The organism is Campylobacter sp., assembly GCF_019423325.1.
Lineage (GTDB): Bacteria > Campylobacterota > Campylobacteria > Campylobacterales > Campylobacteraceae > Campylobacter_B.
In genome coordinates, this window is record NZ_JAHZBQ010000004.1 from 17,463 (window position 1) to 35,198 (window position 17,736).

At 46.6% G+C, this 17,736-nt stretch carries 18 protein-coding genes; 11 read left to right on the forward strand and 7 right to left on the reverse strand.

From position 1 onward, the window contains the following. Nucleotide 1 precedes the first annotated feature (1 nt). From nrfD to QZ367_RS09810, 9 genes are read left to right on the forward strand one after another with little or no spacing between them, the layout of a single operon-like run. Nucleotides 2-973: an NrfD/PsrC family molybdoenzyme membrane anchor subunit gene (gene nrfD / locus QZ367_RS09770; RefSeq protein ID WP_291940181.1), complete on the forward strand. Its 972-nt coding sequence runs from the start codon at nucleotides 2-4 to the stop codon at nucleotides 971-973. A 15-nt stretch (nucleotides 974-988) separates the two neighbouring features. After that, a complete protein-coding gene (gene ccsA / locus QZ367_RS09775; protein WP_291940183.1) occupies nucleotides 989-3,679 on the forward strand; it encodes a cytochrome c biogenesis protein CcsA in 2,691 nt (896 codons plus the stop codon). Between the two features lie 10 nt (nucleotides 3,680-3,689). After that, complete coding sequence (locus tag QZ367_RS09780) at nucleotides 3,690-4,523, forward strand: tetratricopeptide repeat protein (protein WP_291940185.1); 834 nt, start codon at nucleotides 3,690-3,692, stop codon at nucleotides 4,521-4,523. Nucleotides 4,524-4,555: 32 nt separating this feature from the next. Continuing rightward, nucleotides 4,556-5,680, forward strand: coding sequence for a nitrous oxide reductase accessory protein NosL (locus QZ367_RS09785; protein WP_291940187.1), 1,125 nt, complete (start codon nucleotides 4,556-4,558; stop codon nucleotides 5,678-5,680). Continuing rightward, nucleotides 5,677-5,865, forward strand: a complete 189-nt coding sequence (locus QZ367_RS09790; protein ID WP_291940189.1) for a hypothetical protein — start codon at nucleotides 5,677-5,679, stop codon at nucleotides 5,863-5,865. The genes QZ367_RS09785 and QZ367_RS09790 overlap by 4 nt, the downstream gene beginning before the upstream one ends. Further along, nucleotides 5,855-6,964: an FtsX-like permease family protein gene (locus QZ367_RS09795; protein ID WP_291940191.1), complete on the forward strand. Its 1,110-nt coding sequence runs from the start codon at nucleotides 5,855-5,857 to the stop codon at nucleotides 6,962-6,964. The genes QZ367_RS09790 and QZ367_RS09795 overlap by 11 nt, the downstream gene beginning before the upstream one ends. Further along, nucleotides 6,961-7,638, forward strand: coding sequence for an ABC transporter ATP-binding protein (locus QZ367_RS09800; protein ID WP_291940193.1), 678 nt, complete (start codon nucleotides 6,961-6,963; stop codon nucleotides 7,636-7,638). The genes QZ367_RS09795 and QZ367_RS09800 overlap by 4 nt, the downstream gene beginning before the upstream one ends. Beyond that, complete coding sequence (locus QZ367_RS09805; protein WP_291940195.1) at nucleotides 7,635-8,588, forward strand: hypothetical protein; 954 nt, start codon at nucleotides 7,635-7,637, stop codon at nucleotides 8,586-8,588. Before QZ367_RS09800 ends, QZ367_RS09805 begins: the two co-directional genes overlap by 4 nt. After that, complete coding sequence (locus tag QZ367_RS09810; protein ID WP_005870878.1) at nucleotides 8,585-9,094, forward strand: hypothetical protein; 510 nt, start codon at nucleotides 8,585-8,587, stop codon at nucleotides 9,092-9,094. The genes QZ367_RS09805 and QZ367_RS09810 overlap by 4 nt, the downstream gene beginning before the upstream one ends. Before the next feature lie 615 nt (nucleotides 9,095-9,709). Here the strand turns inward: QZ367_RS09810 and QZ367_RS09815 are convergent. Together QZ367_RS09815 and QZ367_RS09820 are read right to left on the reverse strand one after the other, a co-directional pair. Further along, nucleotides 9,710-11,527, reverse strand: coding sequence for an autotransporter outer membrane beta-barrel domain-containing protein (locus QZ367_RS09815; RefSeq protein WP_291940198.1), 1,818 nt, complete (start codon nucleotides 11,525-11,527; stop codon nucleotides 9,710-9,712). A gap of 50 nt (nucleotides 11,528-11,577) precedes the next feature. Further along, nucleotides 11,578-13,020, reverse strand: coding sequence for a S8 family peptidase (locus QZ367_RS09820; RefSeq protein ID WP_291940200.1), 1,443 nt, complete (start codon nucleotides 13,018-13,020; stop codon nucleotides 11,578-11,580). A 241-nt stretch (nucleotides 13,021-13,261) separates the two neighbouring features. On the opposite strand from QZ367_RS09820, the gene QZ367_RS09825 reads away from it, so the two are divergent. Both QZ367_RS09825 and QZ367_RS09830 read left to right on the forward strand, forming a co-directional pair. Beyond that, complete coding sequence (locus tag QZ367_RS09825) at nucleotides 13,262-14,083, forward strand: DUF364 domain-containing protein (protein ID WP_291940202.1); 822 nt, start codon at nucleotides 13,262-13,264, stop codon at nucleotides 14,081-14,083. 60 nt (nucleotides 14,084-14,143) lie between these two features. Beyond that, nucleotides 14,144-14,716, forward strand: coding sequence for an alpha/beta hydrolase (locus QZ367_RS09830; RefSeq protein WP_291940204.1), 573 nt, complete (start codon nucleotides 14,144-14,146; stop codon nucleotides 14,714-14,716). A 454-nt stretch (nucleotides 14,717-15,170) separates the two neighbouring features. Here the strand turns inward: QZ367_RS09830 and QZ367_RS09835 are convergent, their stop codons facing one another. The 5 genes from QZ367_RS09835 to QZ367_RS09855 form a co-directional block, all read right to left on the reverse strand. Continuing rightward, on the reverse strand, nucleotides 15,171-15,509 hold the full coding sequence (locus QZ367_RS09835) for a hypothetical protein (protein WP_291940205.1): 339 nt from the start codon (nucleotides 15,507-15,509) through the stop codon (nucleotides 15,171-15,173). A gap of 179 nt (nucleotides 15,510-15,688) precedes the next feature. Then, complete coding sequence (locus tag QZ367_RS09840; protein ID WP_291940207.1) at nucleotides 15,689-16,450, reverse strand: hypothetical protein; 762 nt, start codon at nucleotides 16,448-16,450, stop codon at nucleotides 15,689-15,691. Next, entirely contained in the window at nucleotides 16,447-16,596 is a 150-nt protein-coding gene (locus QZ367_RS09845; protein WP_291940209.1) for a hypothetical protein, read from the reverse strand. Before QZ367_RS09845 ends, QZ367_RS09840 begins: the two co-directional genes overlap by 4 nt. Nucleotides 16,597-16,645: 49 nt before the next feature. Continuing rightward, nucleotides 16,646-17,473, reverse strand: coding sequence for a hypothetical protein (locus QZ367_RS09850; protein WP_291940211.1), 828 nt, complete (start codon nucleotides 17,471-17,473; stop codon nucleotides 16,646-16,648). Continuing rightward, entirely contained in the window at nucleotides 17,454-17,630 is a 177-nt protein-coding gene (locus QZ367_RS09855) for a hypothetical protein (RefSeq protein WP_291940212.1), read from the reverse strand. The genes QZ367_RS09850 and QZ367_RS09855 overlap by 20 nt, the downstream gene beginning before the upstream one ends. Between the last annotated feature and the right edge of the window lie 106 nt (nucleotides 17,631-17,736).

Genomic DNA, 17,736 nt, shown 5'->3' on the forward strand with positions numbered 1-17,736 from the left:
TATGAACGGAGCTATAAATTTCACTGCGACCTTCTCGCACGGCGTGGAGTGGGGCTGGCCGATAGCGGTTTATCTTTTGCTAGCAGGTATGAGCGGCGGCGCTTTGATCGTCGCGATCCTCGTCAAATTTTACAAAAAACAGACCGAAAGTACGCCGCTATTTAAGGCTGCGTCGCTGCTATCTTTAGTTACGATTTTACTCGGTATGGTCTGCCTGGTAGCCGATTTAGAGCGACCGCTTCTTTTTTGGAAAATTTTGATTAATTATAACTTTACATCAGTTATGTCTGTGGGCGTGGCGGCGCTTTGCGTCTATATCCCGCTTACCTTCGTAGCCTGCCTTTATGCGTTTGAAGCTGATCTTAGCGGATTTTTATCGCGCAGACTTACTTTTTTAAAAGGGCTTTTCACGCTCGTAATGAAAATTTTAAACGCGCTTCGCCCGCTACTTCTTGCGCTTACGCTCGTTTTTGCGGTCGCGATCTGCGCTTATACGGGCTTTTTGATCTCGGTTTTAGTTAGATTTCCTATCCTTAATACCGCTGTTTTACCTGCGCTTTTCGTGGCGTCTGGCTTATCGGCGGGTATTGCGGGCTCAAGTCTAATAGCCGCGCTTTTCTTTAAAGCGGACCCACACGGAGGCGATCTAAAAACCTTGCACGCGGTCGAGTGGCCGGTTTTAGCGATGGAAATTTTACTAATCGGCATGATTTTCGTCTCGCTAGTAACGGGCAGCGACGTGCAAAAAGCCGCCAGCGTCGCATTTAGCGAGGGATTTTATGCGAAGATGTTTTGGCTAGGTGTCGTTGGCATAGGCTTTTGCGTACCGCTCGTTTTAAATTTCGCACTGGGCAAAAAGATCGCTCACACCGCATTTGCGTTCTACGTTAGCGCGCTTGCTAGCGTGGTCGGAGTATTACTTCTTAGAATGTTTATACTATACGCAGGTCAAACTTACGATATAATAATGTAAAACTGCGGAGGGTTAATGAGCGCACTAAAAATATTAAAATTTTTTATCTCTTACAAGTTTGCGCTCTGCCTCCTTTTTATCCTAGCCGCAGGTGCCGGCGTCGCGACCTTTTTAGAGAGCATTTACGACATGCAAACGGCTAAAATTTTAGTCTATGAGGCGCGCTGGTACGAGTGCGTCATGGGCGCTGCGACGCTGAGCCTGCTCGGCATAATCATAAAAACCAAAATGTGGCGCCGCTTCGGCTCCTTCGTTCTGCACGCGGCATTTATCGTCATCTTTATCGGCGCGGCGCTGACGCGCTATTTCGGCACCGAGGGCGTGCTGCACGTAAGAGCGGGCGAGAGCGAAAACGAGATGGTAAGCGTCAAGCCATACTTGCAAATCCGCACGCAAGACGCGCTGTTTGAGCACCCGCTAAATCTATCTCAGATCGGCGATAACGATTTTAGCTTCACGCAAAGTATAAATTCCAAAAGCTTCACCGTCAAATTTAGCTCCTACAAACCCGCGCCCAAAGGCGAGCAGGGCACGCTTGCGGTAAAAGCGGGCTTTGAGGGCGGAAGCGAGCAAGAAGCGCAGCTGCGTGGCGGCGCTGGCTGGCTGGGTGAACCCAAAATTTTAAACTTTGACGGCGAGGAGATAATGCTAAGCTGGGGCTCGAAACTCATAGAGCTTCCGTTTGCGGTAAAGCTTTTGAAATTTAAGCTCGAACGCTACCCGGGCTCGCAAAGCCCGTCATCCTACGCCAGCGACGTTGAAATTTTAAAAGATGGCAAGAGCGTAGGGGAGCATGAAATTTATATGAACCACCCGCTAAGCTTTGACGGCTTTAAGCTCTTTCAATCCTCCTACGACACCGACGAGCTGGGCACGGTGCTGGAGCTTAATCGCGATCCTGGTAAAATCCCCACTTATTTCGGCTATTTCTTGCTTTGCGTCGGATTTATCGGCAATCTTTTTACCGCGGGTAGCAGGTTTAAAAAGCTAGCTAAATTTATCAAAAATAACGCGCCCGCCGCGCTTCTTCTAATCGCGCCGCTTTTTTTCGGCATTGAGCTTCGCGCCGCGGATGAAAACTATCTGGCAAACCTTAAAGCCAACTCGCGCGTTCACGCAAACGGCGCGTTCGCAGAGCTTTTGGTACAAGATTACATGGGCAGGATCAAGCCGCTTAGCACCGAAGCAAGCGAGATCGTAAATAAAATTTCAGGCACGGATTCGCTTTACGGCTTAAGCGCCGAGCAGATGATTCTAGGAATGAGCCTAAATCCCGCGTTCTGGCGCGATCAAAAGATCATCAAGATCAAAAACGACGAGATCAAAAAGATGCTGGGCTTGGCGCCGCAGGAGCGATATGCGAGCTTTAATTCGGTCTTTGATGAAAACGGCAACTACAAGCTCGCCCACGCCCTGGACGAGGCGAATGAAAAAAGCGCCTCGCGCCGCGGCGTGCTCGATAACGAGCTGATTAAATTCGACGAGCGGCTAAACATCGCGTATCTGACTTTCAGAGGGGTATTTTTTAAATTTATCCCCGTGCCGAACGACCCGCAAAACGCGTGGCTCTCGCCGAACGACGCCTTCGCGGATTATAGTATCGCTCCGCAGATCAAAGGCGTGCTAAACGACTATCTAAACGGCTTGCAAGACGGAATTTCGGATAATGATTGGGCTAAAGCGGATGCAGCACTTGCGGAGCTGAAAAACTACCAAAGAGCCACCTCGGCGGCTATTCTTCCAAGCGTTAGCCGCGTCAAGGCCGAGGTGTTTTATAACAAAGCTTCGGTTTTTAAAAAGCTCGTTTATTGCTATATGATCCTAGGCGGCGTAGCTCTTGTTTTGGCGCTTTTGGGCGCGCTTTTCGGCAAACGCTTTGCGCTAGCGCAAAAAATTTTATTCGCAGCCTTTGCCGCAAGCTTTGCGGCACATACCCTCGCGCTTGCGCTGCGCTGGTACGTCGCGGCTCACGCGCCGTGGAGCGATAGCTATGAGTCGATGATCTACATCGGCTGGTCGGCGGTGCTTGCGGGGATCATATTTTTTAGAAAGTCCCTACTTACGCTAAGCGCGAGCTGCTTGCTGGCTAGCATCGTGATGCTGGTAGCGCATATGAGCTTCGTAAATCCACAGATTACCAACCTCGTGCCGGTGCTAAAGTCCTATTGGCTTAGCATCCACGTCTCGGTTATCACGGCTAGCTACGGATTTTTAGGACTTAGCTGTCTGCTCGGTCTTTTGGCTCTTGTTTTGATGGCGCTTAAAAACAGCGCCAATTGCGAGCGGCTTAACGCTCAGATCAGATATATAACGGCGATAAATGAGATCAGCCTCATCGTGGGGCTTTCGATGCTGACGCTCGGAAATTTCTTCGGCGGCGTGTGGGCGAATGAGAGCTGGGGGCGATACTGGGGCTGGGATAGCAAAGAGACCTGGTCGTATGTCTCGATCATCGTCTATGCGATCGTGCTGCATCTAAAGCTTATCCCGAAGCTCGGTTCGATCTATGTTTATTGCGTGAGCTCGACGCTCGCGTATAGCTCGATCATAATGACCTATTTCGGCGTAAATTTCTACCTCACCGGCATGCACTCTTACGCCGCGGGAGATGCGCCGCAGATACCCGCGCCGTTTTATTGTATAATAGCGGCGGTATTTTTAATAATCGCTCTTGCTTTCAGGGGCAGGGACGTAAAAACGATATGAAGGAGTAAATTTGAAAAAATTTCTAATAGCGTTAGCCTTGGCTGCCGCGGCAAATGCGGGCTTTATCAGCGAGGGCATTCAGGCACAGCAAAGCGGCGATCATAAAAAACTCGCAGAAATTTACGAGCGAGCGTGCGGTTTGGAAAATAAAGCTTCGGGATGCTATAATCTAGCCGTTTTGTATTTTGAGGGTACCGGCAACGTAGAGAAAAATTTCGAAAAAGCGATCAGCCTCTACGAGAAGGCGTGCAGCGCCAAATTTGCGCTTGCGTGCAACAATCTAGGCTATATCTACGAAAGCGGCAACGGCGCGGATCAAAATTTCACCAAAGCCGCGGCTTATTATGAAAAAGCCTGCAAAGATAACGAAGGCTGCACCTCGCTCGGGCTTTTATACGCAAACGGCGCCGGGCTTGCAAAGGACGTCGTCAAGGCGGCGAGCCTTTATGAAAAAGCCTGCACCTACGGCGATATGATGGGCTGCAACAACCTGGGCTATCTGTATCTAAAGGGCGAAGGCGTGGAGCAAAGCTTCGCAAAGGCTAAAATTTTTTACGAAAAGGCTTGCGGCGGCGACATCGGCATCGGCTGCAACAACCTAGGCTATCTATACGCCTTCGGGCAGGGGGTGGGCCAGGATTATAAGCAAGCAAAGCAGCAGTATGAAAAGGCGTGCAATCTCGGCTACTTCGACGGCTGCAATAACCTAGCCATAATGTATGCCGAAGGTAAGGGCGTGAAGTCCGATAACGCCAAAGCAAAAGAGTTTTTCAAAAAAAGCTGCGACGGCGGCATCAAGATGGGATGCGAGAATTTGGAATTTTTAAATTCGATTAGTAAGTAAATTTGAAATATTAAAATTTTTAAGGAGATAGTATGATTTTACGTTCGTTTTTAGCTTCGGCTGCGCTCGTTGCGTTCGTTTTCGGTGCCTCGATGGACGGGGCCAATAAACCGGCAAAGCCTATGTTTCAAAGCGTGGATCCAAGCAAGGCTACGCTTGTAGGAAGCGGCGAGGGCAAAGAATACTGCGCCGTTTGCGGAATGAATTTGGTTAAATTCTATAAAACTAATCACGTTTGGAACGGCAAGCAAGTAGCTTCTCTGCACTGCTTGTACGAGCTAACGGAGGGAAAAATTCCAAGCGATGCGCAGGTCGTCGATACAAAAAATCTAAATTTGATCGACGTAAATAAAGCCTTTTACGTCGTGGGCAGCAAGGTCAAAGGCACGATGACTCGCAACAGCAAATATGCCTTTTCAACCGAAGCCGACGCGAAGGAATTTCAAGCCGAAAACGGCGGCGAGATAATGAGCTTCGCCAAAGCCTACGAGATTGCAGGGCAGGATTTCGAGGGCGATAACAAGATGATTAAAGCCAAGCGCGAGGGCGGCGTTTACGCGCACGGTAAAGAATTTTACGAAACAAACTGCGCTAAAACGGACGCCAAAAGCTTCAAAGCCATCTCCGAGCTCAAAGCTCATCTCAAAAAGACTTGCGACGTAAAGGGCGCTAGCAAGGCCCCTGAATACGACAAACACCTACAAGCCGCAGCGCTATATTTGTGGGATGCGCCGGCAAATTTAGGCAGCAGCGGTAAAGATACAAAAGCGAAAAAGCCTGAAAAGATCGTCGTGCCGCAAGGCGCTAAATGCCCGGTATGCGGCATGCTAGTGGGTAAAAACCCTAACTGGGCGGCGATGATAGAGGTTCAGGGCGGCGAGAACCTATATTTTGACGGCGTGAAAGACCTGATGAAATACTACTTCCAAAAGGGCAAGAGCTTTGATAAAATTTACGTAACCGACTACTACAAGTTACACAAGATCGATGCTAAAAGTGCATTTTTCGTGCTCGGCTCAAACGTCCTAGGGCCGATGGGCGACGAGCTCATTGCGTTTGATAGCGAGAGCGCGGCTAAGACCTTCGCTAAAGATCACGGAGGCAAGAGCGTGCTTAAATTTGACGAAATTCAAGAGAGCGTAATAGAAGGGCTATGAGGCTCATTTGCGCTTTAATTATCTTTTTTGCCGCCCTTTACGCGCTCATTGCGGTGCATTATGTAAGCTTTGATCGCGCAAAGAGCGAGCAGTGCCTGCAAAAGCTCGCGCGCGAGATAAAGGACGTACGGCTCTCAAGCAGCTTTAAGAGCAAGGCCTACGCGGAGTTCGTCTATGATAAGTAAAAGCTTTATCGACTACTCCGTAACTCTGCTGCGAAAAGACAGAGCCGATCACGCCTTTAGCTTCGCGATCTTTGCATTTATCGTTTTTGTTTTAAGCTCGGTGCTTTTTATCTCGGGCTCCATTCAAAACGATCTTGAAAAGGTCATCAAGCTCAGGCCCGACATCGTCGTAGAGGCTCTGCGCGCGGGCAAGCGCGATTTGATGCACGACGGCTATATCTACGATATCTCCAAAATCGCGGGCGTCAGCGAAGTGCAGGGCGCTGTGGACGGGATGTATTACTTTGCTCAAAAGCGCGTTTGGTTTCATATCGTAGGCGACGAAAGCCTGAGCGAAAATGAAATGATCGTAGGCGAGGGGGTAAAGGCGGCGATGGGCGAGTGGTACTACGAGGACGAGTTTCACTTCTTGACCGAACAGCGCCTAATCGCGATTAAGATTAATAAAATTTCGCCGCACGAAAGCAGCATCGTCTCAAACGACGTGATCTATCTAAACCCCGTTACCGCGCGCGAGGTGCTAAGCCTCAAAGAGGGCGAATACACCAAACTCTACGTAAGCGTGCCCAACCCCAACGAAGTAAGCGAAGTAGCGCTTAAGATCGTAAATTTATACCCCAACACGCAAGCTCTCAGCGCCGAGGACGCGGTAGCCGAAGTGAGGCATCTGTATTATTACAAGGGTGGAATTTTTATGGTGCTTTACGCCGTGGCGATGATCTCGTTTTTCATCTTGCTGAAAAATCAAATTTCGCTCGCATACGGCGAGAAGAAAAAGGAGATCGCGATCTTGCGCAGCATCGGCTTTTGTATAAAGGACATCATCGCGATGAAATTTATTCAAAATTTCATCGTCTCGCTAAGTGCGTATCTGCTCGGCGTCGCGGGCGCTTATGCTTATGTTTTTATCCTGGATGCGCCGCTTCTGCGCGATATATTCTTAGGCGGCGAGCTGCGAAATTTCATCACCTTCACGCCTGCGATAAATTTTAATATGCTCTTTTTGATCTTCGTCTTTAGCGTGATCCCGTTTTTAGCCTTCGTCATCATCCCATCCTGGCGCATCGCTATAGGTGATATGAGCGAGGCGGTCAAATGAGTAAGATAGAGATTAAGCAGCTTTGTAAAATTTACAACGAGGGCAGGGCGAATGAATTTAGCGCTTTGAAAAATATAAGCTTAAACGTCGAGGAAGGGCAGATCGTAATCTTAAAAGGGGTCAGCGGCAGCGGCAAAAGTACGCTTCTATCTATCATAGGCGCGCTTTCTAAGCCGAGCAGCGGCGAGGTTTTGGTGGACGGCGCAAACGTCTCTAAGCTCGCCGATATTGAAAGCTCCGCGTATCGCCATAAAAAAATCGGCTTTATCTTTCAGTCTTTCAATCTGCTTGAGGCGCTTAGCGTCTATAAAAACGTCCTTGCGCCGCTTAGCCTTGAGCGGCTGAGCAGAGATGAGCTTAGCGCGCGCATAGACGAAGCGATGCAGATCGCTAATATCGCGCATAAAAAAGATCAGATCGTCTCCAGCCTTAGCGGCGGCGAGAAGCAGCGCTGCGCTATCGCAAGGGCGCTCGTGATGAATCCGCAGATTATCTTGGCCGACGAGCCGACGGCAAATTTAGACAAACAAAACTCGCTCGGTTTTATCGAGATGCTCTCAAAGCTCAAAGAGCTTAAAAAGACCGTTTTGATCGCGACGCACGACATACTCTTCGACGAGCTAAGCTTCGTGGATCGATACGTCTTTTTAAAAGACGGAGAAATTTCAGCATGAGCGTATTTTTATCGGGTAGCGTGATCGCGTTTTTGGCCGTGGAGCTGATCGTAATAGCGCTGATGGCGATCTCGCAGTTTCACATCGTGCGGATCATACGCTACTGGGACTTTAATGCCACGTCAAATTTACAATACGCCCTGGAGAAAAGAAACTATCTCATCAACACCATTTTGTTCTTCACGATAGCGTGCAAGATCATTTTGTTTATATTTTTCGCGCTCTGCCTAAACGAGCTCTCTTCGATCGTGCCCGGCGCGATGTGTTCCGCGGGCGTCGTGGGCTCGAACCGCTACGGCAACATCCTGCTACTTTTAAAAATTTTACTGATCTTCGGCTTTGGGCTCTGGCTTATTTTAAACAGCCTCGATCTTAAAGCGGGCAAATTTCCCTATCTAAAGCGCAAATACCTGATCTTTACCATCCTTTTTGCGGGCGTTTTGGCGGAGTTTATTTTAGAAATTCTATTTTTTACCAATATCCCGTTGCGCGTGCCGGTGTTTTGCTGCTCGGTCGTATTTCGCGCACCGAAGCTCCCGTTTGGATACACGCAGGCGCTTTTGGCAACCTTTTTCTACGCGATATTGGGCGCCATTTTGATCTTAAATTTCTTAAAGCAGTCGATGGCGAGCTTTGCTCTGAATTTGCTCTTTTTGTTCGTCGCATACTACGCGATCACCTATTTTTTCGGGCTTTACGTTTACGAGCAGCCCAATCATAAATGCCCGTACTGCATGCTTTTGAAGGATTACTATTTCGTCGGCTATGCGATTTGGGGCTCGCTGTTTTTGGGTATATTTTTCGGAATCGTGCCGTTTTTAACGGAGCTCATCACCAAGCGCGCCTACACCCACCTGCTTAAATACTCCTCGTTCTGGCTCATTCTAAACGCGCTTATCTGCAGCGCCTACGTCGTCAAATACTACTTCGTGCGGGGTGCGCTGCTATGATTAAGAAAATTTTTGCCGCGGTTTTGCTCGCCTGCGTGATGGGGCTACTCATATCGTCGATGGATATAGCCGAATCCAAAATCTCCGTCCGCCACGGCAACACCGATAAGCAGCCGCTGCAGATCGAATTCGGAAAATACCTATGCCACGAGAGTGGCACGGTGATAAACGATCTGTACAACACCGCCCAGGCCGTTATGCCAAACGGCGATACATATTTTTTCAACGACATCGCAAACGTCTTTATGTGGCTGATGCGGCAAAAAAATAAGGACGAGATCGTGGTGTGGGTTTATTCGCAAGACACCGAGAAATACATCATCGCCAAGGACGCCTGGTACTCGCGCGTCGAGATCACGCCGATGGGCTACGGCTTTGGCGCGTATGAGTTTCACAACTACGGCAGGAGCGACTACTACTACGACGAGATCGTGCTGTGCGCCGCGCGCGGCGAGACGCTGCTAAATCCGCTCATCAACATCCTGCTATCTGAAAATAAAATTTAGCCTCGCGGAGGATCGGGAAATGAAATTTAATCCTGCGATGGATCGGAAATAAAATTTAACCCTTCGGCAGGTAGAAATAAAATTTAACTCCGCAGCAGGCGTGACTTGTCGCAGATACGGCTCGTCGTTTGAATTTTATTCGCGTGCGGCTTGAATTTTACCCGCGCCCGCACCTTTTATTAAATTTTGCCCGCTGCTGCTTTCGTTAAATTTGGTTCGCGTCCGAGTTTACGTTCGCTCGCAATTATTAAATTTGCTCGTATTTGCCAGAGCTCGCGTCCATTCGTCTTAATTGAAATTTAGCCCGCATTAGCTCATTAAGCTAGCCTAAAATTCAGCCTGTATCGGCTTACTCGTTAAATTTGACCCACCCGCGCCGCTTTGCTTGTATCGGTCGCTTCGTCTGCACCGCCGATCAGTTTAAAATTTTAAACCGCACTCGCTCGTTAATTTTATACGGCTTTCGGCGTGAGGCGCGAAAATTATCGCCTTTAAAATGCGAAATTCACACCCCCTACGCCGTCTTGCCATAGAATTAAAAAATATCTAATTCGATCCAAATTAAAACGCTTGGCTCAAAATTCGGTGCCACCGAAATTCATCGTTACCTTTCTACTAAAATTCCAGTCTAAATCTTAGTCCTATGCCGTTAGATTTAACATCGCTTCCATATGCTCCGACGTAGGAGAGCTTAAGCGTAGCGCGGCTTGAAAGAGATGCCTCGATTCCTGCTTCGGCAGTCGTTAGGTTTTGTAACTTCTCACCTTTTAGCTGCGTACCACCTAGCCCGTTTACGTATAAATAAGACTGCGGCTGCTTATCCGAAAAGAAGCGATTATATGCCACATCTGCGCTTGCTCTTAAACCTACTCCGCCGATTCTAAACGGAACGCTAGGTTTTATACCAATGCTTACGGCTTGTAAATTTCGCGTTTTGTTTTCAATGCGAATCAAAGAGTTGCTGACATCGTCTATTTTCGTGCGAGTATGCGAAACACCAGCATAGGGTTCTACACTAAAGCTGTCCGCGTTGCTAAAACCCATATAAGAAACCTGTGCGAATGCACTTAAACTAGAGGCATTTGAGCCTACATATTCGTAAGCTATAGGCGAAACCGATGAGATTAGCTTTCTATCTCGATCATATTTCGAATATATCGCACCGAAGCTAAATTTAACGGGTTCAAAACCGATGTCGGAATAAATTCCGCTATGGAAATCCTTGCTTTTGACTTCCTTGGTGCCGCTTATTTTATCGTCCGTACGCCCTGCGCCTACAAATACACCGACGCTTGAACTATCGCCGATTAAAGAGTCAATACCGATTAAATTTACGAATGAATCGGAATGCAATTTGCCAATACCGGTATCTTTATCAGATTTAATTCGATTTGTGCCTGAAAAGATCCAAAATCTAGTGTCTTTATCAATATTTACAGCATTCGCGCCACCTCGGTTTTTAACGATGCTTGCCATCATTATGGAATTTATCGCGGAATTATTTGCCGCAGCAAATTCAGCATCATTTGCGAACGCGCTATAATACTCTCGCGCTTGAGCATGGTTTGAGCCTAAAATTTGCGTATAAATTCCGCTGCCGCGATTGGCGACGAGTAGATCTGCGAACGCTCTTTGCGAAGAGCTTAATGCGAAATCTTGCATACTCGTTCCACTTTGGATCGAAAGGCGTAAATTTGAGCCACTCGCCTCTTCTTTGCTCGTTTTGAAAAACGCATAGCTATCCTGAGTGCTCGCTAAATTTGCACCGCTAAATGTGCCCGTGGCGGTTAAAATTTTCTTAGAGCCGGGGTTATCGACGAGGTTTTGAAGATCGCTAGTATTAACTTGCCCTGCTCTTAGTAATGAGCCTTGCTTAAAGCTCAAATTTAAATTATTCACGCCATCATTTACTACGAATGCACCACCGCTATTGATTGTCGCTTTTACCGTAGTTGCATCGCTTGCCTTGCTCACGCTTCGCCAGCCGTTCCTTTCAGGTATCCTATATACTGCAGAGTGCAAAATTTCAAGTTCGCCGCCATTTTGTACATCGATATGTTTGCTTTTACCGATTGATTGATTGAGCGCCGAAATTTTGCCACCATAGATAGTGGTAACCCCGGTGAAAGTGTTGTCGCCCGTAAGTGTTAAGGTGCCGCTGCCTCTTTTGATGAGCGCACCCTCATAGCCCTGTGCGGCCCGCTCGGCTCTCGCCTTCTCTCTTGCGGTCTCAAAAGTAAGCTCGGCTTTTTCCTCTGGGCTTAAATTTTGTTTTGAAGCAAGGATGGCTTTTCTTGCTGCCCAAACGGCTGCTTCGTTTTGATCCTCGATTTTTCTAAATTTGATAGCTTTATCAGATATATCGTTGCTCCATATATCGTCTTGATCCATAGTAATGTCGAAATTTCCTAAAAATTGCCCAGGACCAAACATTGCTTTGCCAAGGTCTAAGATGCCCCAGCCCCAGACTTTGCTTGGTACGCCTAGCCCGTCACTGCCCAGCGCTCCAAGGGTTGCCCTTCGTGACCTGCTCTAAGCGTCGTTTGTCTTGCGGTAGTAAGCATCGTATCGCGGACCTGTGCCGCATTCATATATGGATAGCGCTGGAATATGACACCTAACGCACCGCTTACGTGTGGGGCCGCCATAGAGGTACCACCCGAGGACTTATAAATCGCATTGCCATAGGTAGCATCATTCGTAAGCTCGACATAGGCGGAATATATCTCCTCGGCAGGGGCGGCGATTGTCCACCATTTGGAGTGTCCAGCGTAGTTAAACTCTTGTATATCGGATGCGGAAGCGTAGCCTCTGATATATTCACTTGAATCGTTTGGATAGCCTTCTCCACCGGCTTGTCCCGTGACATTTACCCAGTATTTTTCTGCATCGGGCCTGAAATACGGTAGGGCTGCACGTGTAAAAGACTCCGCCATAAGACTTCTATTTCCCGCCGTAAAAACCTGAATGACCTGCCTTTTGACCGCTACTTCGTAAGCGGCGTCTATGAAGCTTTTCTCGTCTTTAGTAACAAATTGATAATAGGCTTTTTTGGCTTCTTCGATATCTTTTAAATTTATATGATCTTTGGCCTCAGTAGTTTGATTAGCTACCGTTACATCGTAAAATTCTACGCCATATTCAGGTACAGCGCGCCAGCCGTAGGTAGATTTATAGCCTAGAGCACCAGAAAATGATGAATTCACGCGCCTATTTGAACCCCAACTATTATTTATAACTCTAGCTCCTGCATCAGATAGGACGGTGTATGCTTTTAGGAAGTAGTTATAGTCCTGATTTGGACCGTAGGTCATATTATCGTTGCCACCCGTGTTGGCGGAGTAGAGCTGCGCTCCGTAAGCTACGCCATGCATACCACTACCGTCTCTATTTGCTGCCATAGTGCCACCCACGTGTGTGCCGTGGGCGTCGTTTACACCCCTTATCCATGCACCATCTATATCAAAGGCTTCTCCTTTTTTAAATGCGCCGTTATCCGTAGTATCAAAATTCTTTTTGCCGTTTTTTACAGGCTGATTTTTATTTATCGGTCCATTGCCGTAAGCGGCATCAGGGTATCTCATCCCGTCTTTGTCATAGTTTCCGATCGTTTTTACGATGTGAATTCTACCGCCTCCAAATTCTGGGTGGCTAAGCAGTACGCCCGAGTCCATAACGCCGATTTTTACGCCGCTACCGTCAAAGCCTAGTGCATAAGCCGTAGAAGCGTTCATTGAGGTTAAACCCCAATCTTTTTTATATTCGTCACTCTCCCAACTACTCGTATTACCGAGCATTCCCGTTTCGGTATAGGCGCCTAGACAAGTACCCGACAGCAACAAACATGCCGCTATGGATAGCGTAGGTAGGTTTAAGCGCTCTTTGCAGCGCAAATTCGGAAATTTCGATGTTAGATCGTAATTCATAGGTATCCTTTCGTAAAAAATTTATTTAATTATACATTGCTTAAAATTAAATATTAATTATTATAAATAAGAAATTTCAATTACAAATTTTAGATAATACCAGAAGGAATGAGCTTGCGTAAGTTAAACTTTTTATATATTATGGCATATAAAACAAATGCTCAACAAATAAATTTATATCAATACGGGCGCCGAAATTTTAAGCTATAATGGCGCCAAATTCCACATTAAAGGAGCGAAAATGAGCGAAATTTTAGATCAGACGCTGGAGTGCGCGAAAGAAATTTTAGGCGCCCAGGCGCTGGATCTTAAGATAGAGCGCGCGGTCGTGGGGCTGTTTTTTAGCGGCGTGAAGCTGCAAGGCGGCGCGTGCGGGCTTAGCTATACGCCGCTAAAGTCCCTATCGGGCGCCGTTTGCTGCCCCTCGCAAGCAAGCGCGATGCCCGATTCGGGCAATATCGAGGGCAAGAGCGTGCGCTATCTGCTGCGCGATCTAAACTCCGCCGCGCCGCTTAAAAAGACGCTCGCGCTCGCCGCGCTAAATGCGCTTGGAAGGGCGTGTTTCGATAAAATCCGCGCAGATTACGACGTGAAATTCGGCGCCGATCCCTTTGAGCAGCTGCAGATTGAGCGCGGCAGCTTTAGCGTCGTCGTGGGCGCACTGGTGCCCTACATCAAGACGCTGATGAAAAAGGGCGCGGATTTTAAAATTTTAGAGCTTGACAAAAGCACGCTCAAGCAGGCCGAGCTGCCGTTTTACCTGCCTGCAAGCGAGGCTAGCAGCGTCGTGCCGCACGCCGATAACGTGATAATCACGGCTACGACGCTCATCAACGATACGCTGCAGGGGCTTTTGCGCCTGAAAAAAAGCGGCGCCAAGCTCGTGCTCGTGGGGCCTACCACGCCGTTACTGCCGCAGGCGCTGTTTGAGCGCGGCGTGGACTTTGCGGGCGGCACGCTCGTGCGGGATGCGGACGCGGTGCTCGATATCATCGCGCAGGCGGGCTCGGGGTATCATTTTTTAGGTAAATTTGCCGATAAAATCACGATTTGCAAGGGCTAGGGCGCGGATTGAAATTTTAAAATTTTGCGCGTAAAGAACTTAAATTTAAAGGAGAAAAATATGCAAAAGTGCGTCTATATCGTGCACGGCTACGACGCTTCGCCTAAGAAGCATTGGTTTGCCTGGCTTAAAGGTGAGATCGAAAAATCGGGCGCGAGGGCGGAAATTTTAACGATGCCCACGCCTGCGCACCCGAGGCTTGATGAGTGGCTGAAAACTCTGCGCGAAAGCGTAAAATTTGAAGGCGAAGTTTATCTGGTCGGACACAGCCTCGGCTGCCCTACGATCTTAAATTTTTTGCAAAGCAGTGCCGCAAGCGGCGCAGTAGAGGGCGTCGTGCTGGTCTCGGGGCTTGCAAAGCCGCTTAGTGATCCGCAATTTAAAATTTTAGACGAGTTTATGGATAAAGGCTTTGATTTTGAGCGCATAAAAGCCGCCGCAAAACAGCGCGCGGTGGTTGCCGCAAAGGACGATTATATCGTGCCGTTTAGCTTCAGCCGTGATCTAGCGGGGCAGATCGATGCTAAGTTTTACGAGGTGGAGAAGGGCGGGCATTTTTTGGATAGAGACGGCTTTACGAAGTTTGATCTAGTCTATGAAATTTTAGAAAAAATGATGAAGCTAAAGGGCTAGATTTAGAGCAAACGCGCCCGCTCGGTTTTTGCTTTTGTATTCGCGCCGCTCGCATTTTTCTCTGCCGAAGCTCGGATTTGCTTTACGGCTAAGATAAGGGTCTAGCCTTTAGCCCGCCGAAGGCTCTGCTATCCGCATAAATAAATAGATAAGCCCGCGGTGCAATCGCCGTTTGTAAAGGCAAGTTCCGCGCCGTTTTTTGAAATTTTGCAAACGCCACAGCGGCATAAATGCGTTTTACATAAATGTTAAAGCGCGGCGACAAGTAGGTTTCGTACGGCGAGATAAAATTTAGCGAGCGCGGCGGAGCTTTTGTGACGATAGGATTTTAAAATTTTAAGGCAAGCGGGATGAGCTAAATTTTAAATCTCGCCCAACTCGCGCGGGCTAAATCCGTGCCTAAGCCCGTGCTGCACGAGAGATAAAATTTAGTGGGCGCGAAAGGCGCATAGGCTTAGCTTTTATTTTCGTTAAACACATACGAGATCACAAAAACGATCAAGCAAACGGGCGCAAACGCAAATGCAAATGCCACGCTCCAGCCGGCGGCACGCTCGCCCCAAAAATACCCCGCCGCGAGGCATGCCAAAAACCCGCCGTAAAAAGCGCCGAGCGATAAATTTTCTACCGCAAAAAGCAGCAAACTGAGATTTGGATTTTTTATAAACAGCTTGCTTGGCTTAAAGTTTTTATACTTTTTGAACAAATACCGAAGCAGCACGCAAGCCAAAATCGCAAATATTGCCGCAAAAACGGCAATCCTTAGCGCGCCATCAAAAGGCAAAACCGCCAAAATCAAAGCCGCTGCCCACCTACAAAACTGAGCCGATCAGACCGCCGCCCGCCAAACAAGCAAGAAGACCACCCACTAAGCTAGCAAATATCTCGCTGCCCTGTGAAATTTATACCTTTGCTCCGCGTCCATCGGTCTTAAGTCCCATAAATTTTTTAATGAAATTAATATTAGAGAATTTAGCGCCTCTCTATATCTCTACCACCCAAATAATATTCTTCCAGCGGATAATTTAAATTCCCGCAGTTATCAAATTTAAAACCTTTTCCGATACCGACTACGGCATTTTTTCTCTCTTTATAGTATTTCTTCTCGATAATAAAATTTCCTATCGTGTCATAAATATACTCCGAATGGTTAAATTGCATATAATTACCGTTAAATATAGCGAATTTATCAAGAAACAAAGTGCCTGTGACCTCTTCCTCACCACCGTCAACCATAACTATCGGTCTGTCAAATCCAACGCTCGTATCTTTCAAATTTATTTTTAGATATTTCTTTGGATCGGTTTTTTTAGCCTTTAGCTCTTTCATCAGTATCTCCTCAGTCGTTTTTCCCTCTTGGTAATATTTTTCTAATACATCAAAACAATTTGATAAGTTTATATTTTCTAGTTCATAGTATGCAACCTCATATCTACTGGACCAAAGACTACCGAAGGTTTTCAACCTATAAGCATCAATCATCCAATATAGCTTTACATCATAGTCCAAATATGCCCCTGCTACTCTTTTATACAGCTCTTCCTTCGGCAAAATTCTATTTTCTTTGAGGCAGTATCCTTGCTTGTATTTGTCGTAGTCGGAAAGGGAAACTATCACAAAGCCTCGTGAAGTGGAATAATCGGGAATTATTCGAATAAATATGGCGCAGAGTATCGCCGCCAGAAGCAGCGTGCCGGCTAGGGCTTTAAATTTAATAGACCTGTAGAATTTCATATCAGTCCTTTTCTATCCATCCATTCGTTAGAGGCTAATTCTTTCGGACCAGGAGGAGTTTTCTTCCCCCACAAATAATAACTCAATATATCGGCTCCGTAATTACCCTCTAAGTCTAATCTTAGATCAGTTTCTTTTTTACTCATCTCTTATCCTTTTTCGGTTACATTCGTTAAGATAAAATTTTAACTAACTTTATCCGCCGTGAATCCACATATCCAGTTCCTGTTCCGCCGGAGCTTTGATATCAAAATTTATATTTCCACAATTATCGTATGAGAATTTACGTCTATAATGTTTCATATGAGTATAAGCCAAGACTTTGTTAAAGTTTTCTAAACTCTCATATCCGTTTTTTATTCGTATTAAATTTTCTTTGCTTTTGATTTTTGTTAAATCTTCTTTATTGTTAAGCTCGATATACCAACTTATATAACCAGGTCTGGCATAATTCACAAAAAATTTATCCTCTTTTATTAAAAATGATTTTTCTAAAAACATTTTTCCACCATGAAGCGGATTTTTCTCTTCCGATAAGATAATAGGCTGTCTAAAGCCTAAAATTTCATCCTTATATACAAAATATTTTGATAGATCGGAGATATCTATTTGTGTCTTATCTTTTATCTCATAATCAAAACTCTTTCTGTCGGTATTTTCGACCAAAAAATCAAACCAGTTTTCTTCATTGAAATCGCCGATTAGATAGAGCTTGGAGACGCTCGCCGTATAAAAACTATGGCCGAAAATTTTTATATCGTGCTCATCGATAATGGTATTTCGCAAAATTTCATAGTCGTAATATCTTTTAAAATAATTTATAGCGGCATTTCGAAGTAACTCTTCGTTGCTCAGAATTCTATTCTCTTTTAGACAATATCCCTTTTGATATTTGTAATAGCTAAAAATAGTAACTATGCAGGAGCCTTGCGAAGTGGAGTAATCCGGCACGATGCGGATAAACAGGGCGCAGAAAAGTAGCGCTGCGGCTAGGATTTTAAATTTAAGTTTGCGAAATTTCATTACGATCCTTTAGCGCGGCAAATGAAGCAAACGCATATCTAGCCGCCGCGTTAAATTTATACCTTCGCTCCGCATTCATCGTCCCGACCTTTTTAAATTTGAGATAAATTTTAGCGACACTCAAAGTTTTCTGCCTAGCGCCAAAACCCCTTTGCATCGCTAAATTTCATATCTCGCGCTAGCCAATTTTAAATCGCCGCAACATTTAAATTTTTGGTTCTCGCGACGCTCAAATTTTACTCGGCGAGGCGCGTAAAATTCAG

Excerpts from the sequence above, each read along its gene's own strand:
- QZ367_RS09825 (WP_291940202.1), top strand. The coding sequence starts at position 13,262 with ATGAGCGAAATTTTAGATCAGACGCTGGAGTGCGCGAAAGAAATTTTA.
- QZ367_RS09790 (WP_291940189.1), top strand. The coding sequence starts at position 5,677 with ATGAGGCTCATTTGCGCTTTAATTATCTTTTTTGCCGCCCTTTACGCG.
- QZ367_RS09845 (WP_291940209.1), bottom strand. The coding sequence starts at position 16,596 with ATGAGTAAAAAAGAAACTGATCTAAGATTAGACTTAGAGGGTAATTAC.
- nrfD (WP_291940181.1), top strand. The coding sequence starts at position 2 with ATGAACGGAGCTATAAATTTCACTGCGACCTTCTCGCACGGCGTGGAG.
- QZ367_RS09815 (WP_291940198.1), bottom strand. The coding sequence starts at position 11,527 with ATGTTTGGTCCTGGGCAATTTTTAGGAAATTTCGACATTACTATGGAT.
- QZ367_RS09785 (WP_291940187.1), top strand. The coding sequence starts at position 4,556 with ATGATTTTACGTTCGTTTTTAGCTTCGGCTGCGCTCGTTGCGTTCGTT.
- QZ367_RS09820 (WP_291940200.1), bottom strand. The coding sequence starts at position 13,020 with ATGAATTACGATCTAACATCGAAATTTCCGAATTTGCGCTGCAAAGAG.
- QZ367_RS09800 (WP_291940193.1), top strand. The coding sequence starts at position 6,961 with ATGAGTAAGATAGAGATTAAGCAGCTTTGTAAAATTTACAACGAGGGC.
- QZ367_RS09795 (WP_291940191.1), top strand. The coding sequence starts at position 5,855 with ATGATAAGTAAAAGCTTTATCGACTACTCCGTAACTCTGCTGCGAAAA.
- QZ367_RS09830 (WP_291940204.1), top strand. The coding sequence starts at position 14,144 with ATGCAAAAGTGCGTCTATATCGTGCACGGCTACGACGCTTCGCCTAAG.
- QZ367_RS09850 (WP_291940211.1), bottom strand. The coding sequence starts at position 17,473 with ATGAAATTTCGCAAACTTAAATTTAAAATCCTAGCCGCAGCGCTACTT.
- QZ367_RS09855 (WP_291940212.1), bottom strand. The coding sequence starts at position 17,630 with ATGCAAAGGGGTTTTGGCGCTAGGCAGAAAACTTTGAGTGTCGCTAAA.
- QZ367_RS09810 (WP_005870878.1), top strand. The coding sequence starts at position 8,585 with ATGATTAAGAAAATTTTTGCCGCGGTTTTGCTCGCCTGCGTGATGGGG.
- QZ367_RS09805 (WP_291940195.1), top strand. The coding sequence starts at position 7,635 with ATGAGCGTATTTTTATCGGGTAGCGTGATCGCGTTTTTGGCCGTGGAG.
- QZ367_RS09840 (WP_291940207.1), bottom strand. The coding sequence starts at position 16,450 with ATGAAATTCTACAGGTCTATTAAATTTAAAGCCCTAGCCGGCACGCTG.
- ccsA (WP_291940183.1), top strand. The coding sequence starts at position 989 with ATGAGCGCACTAAAAATATTAAAATTTTTTATCTCTTACAAGTTTGCG.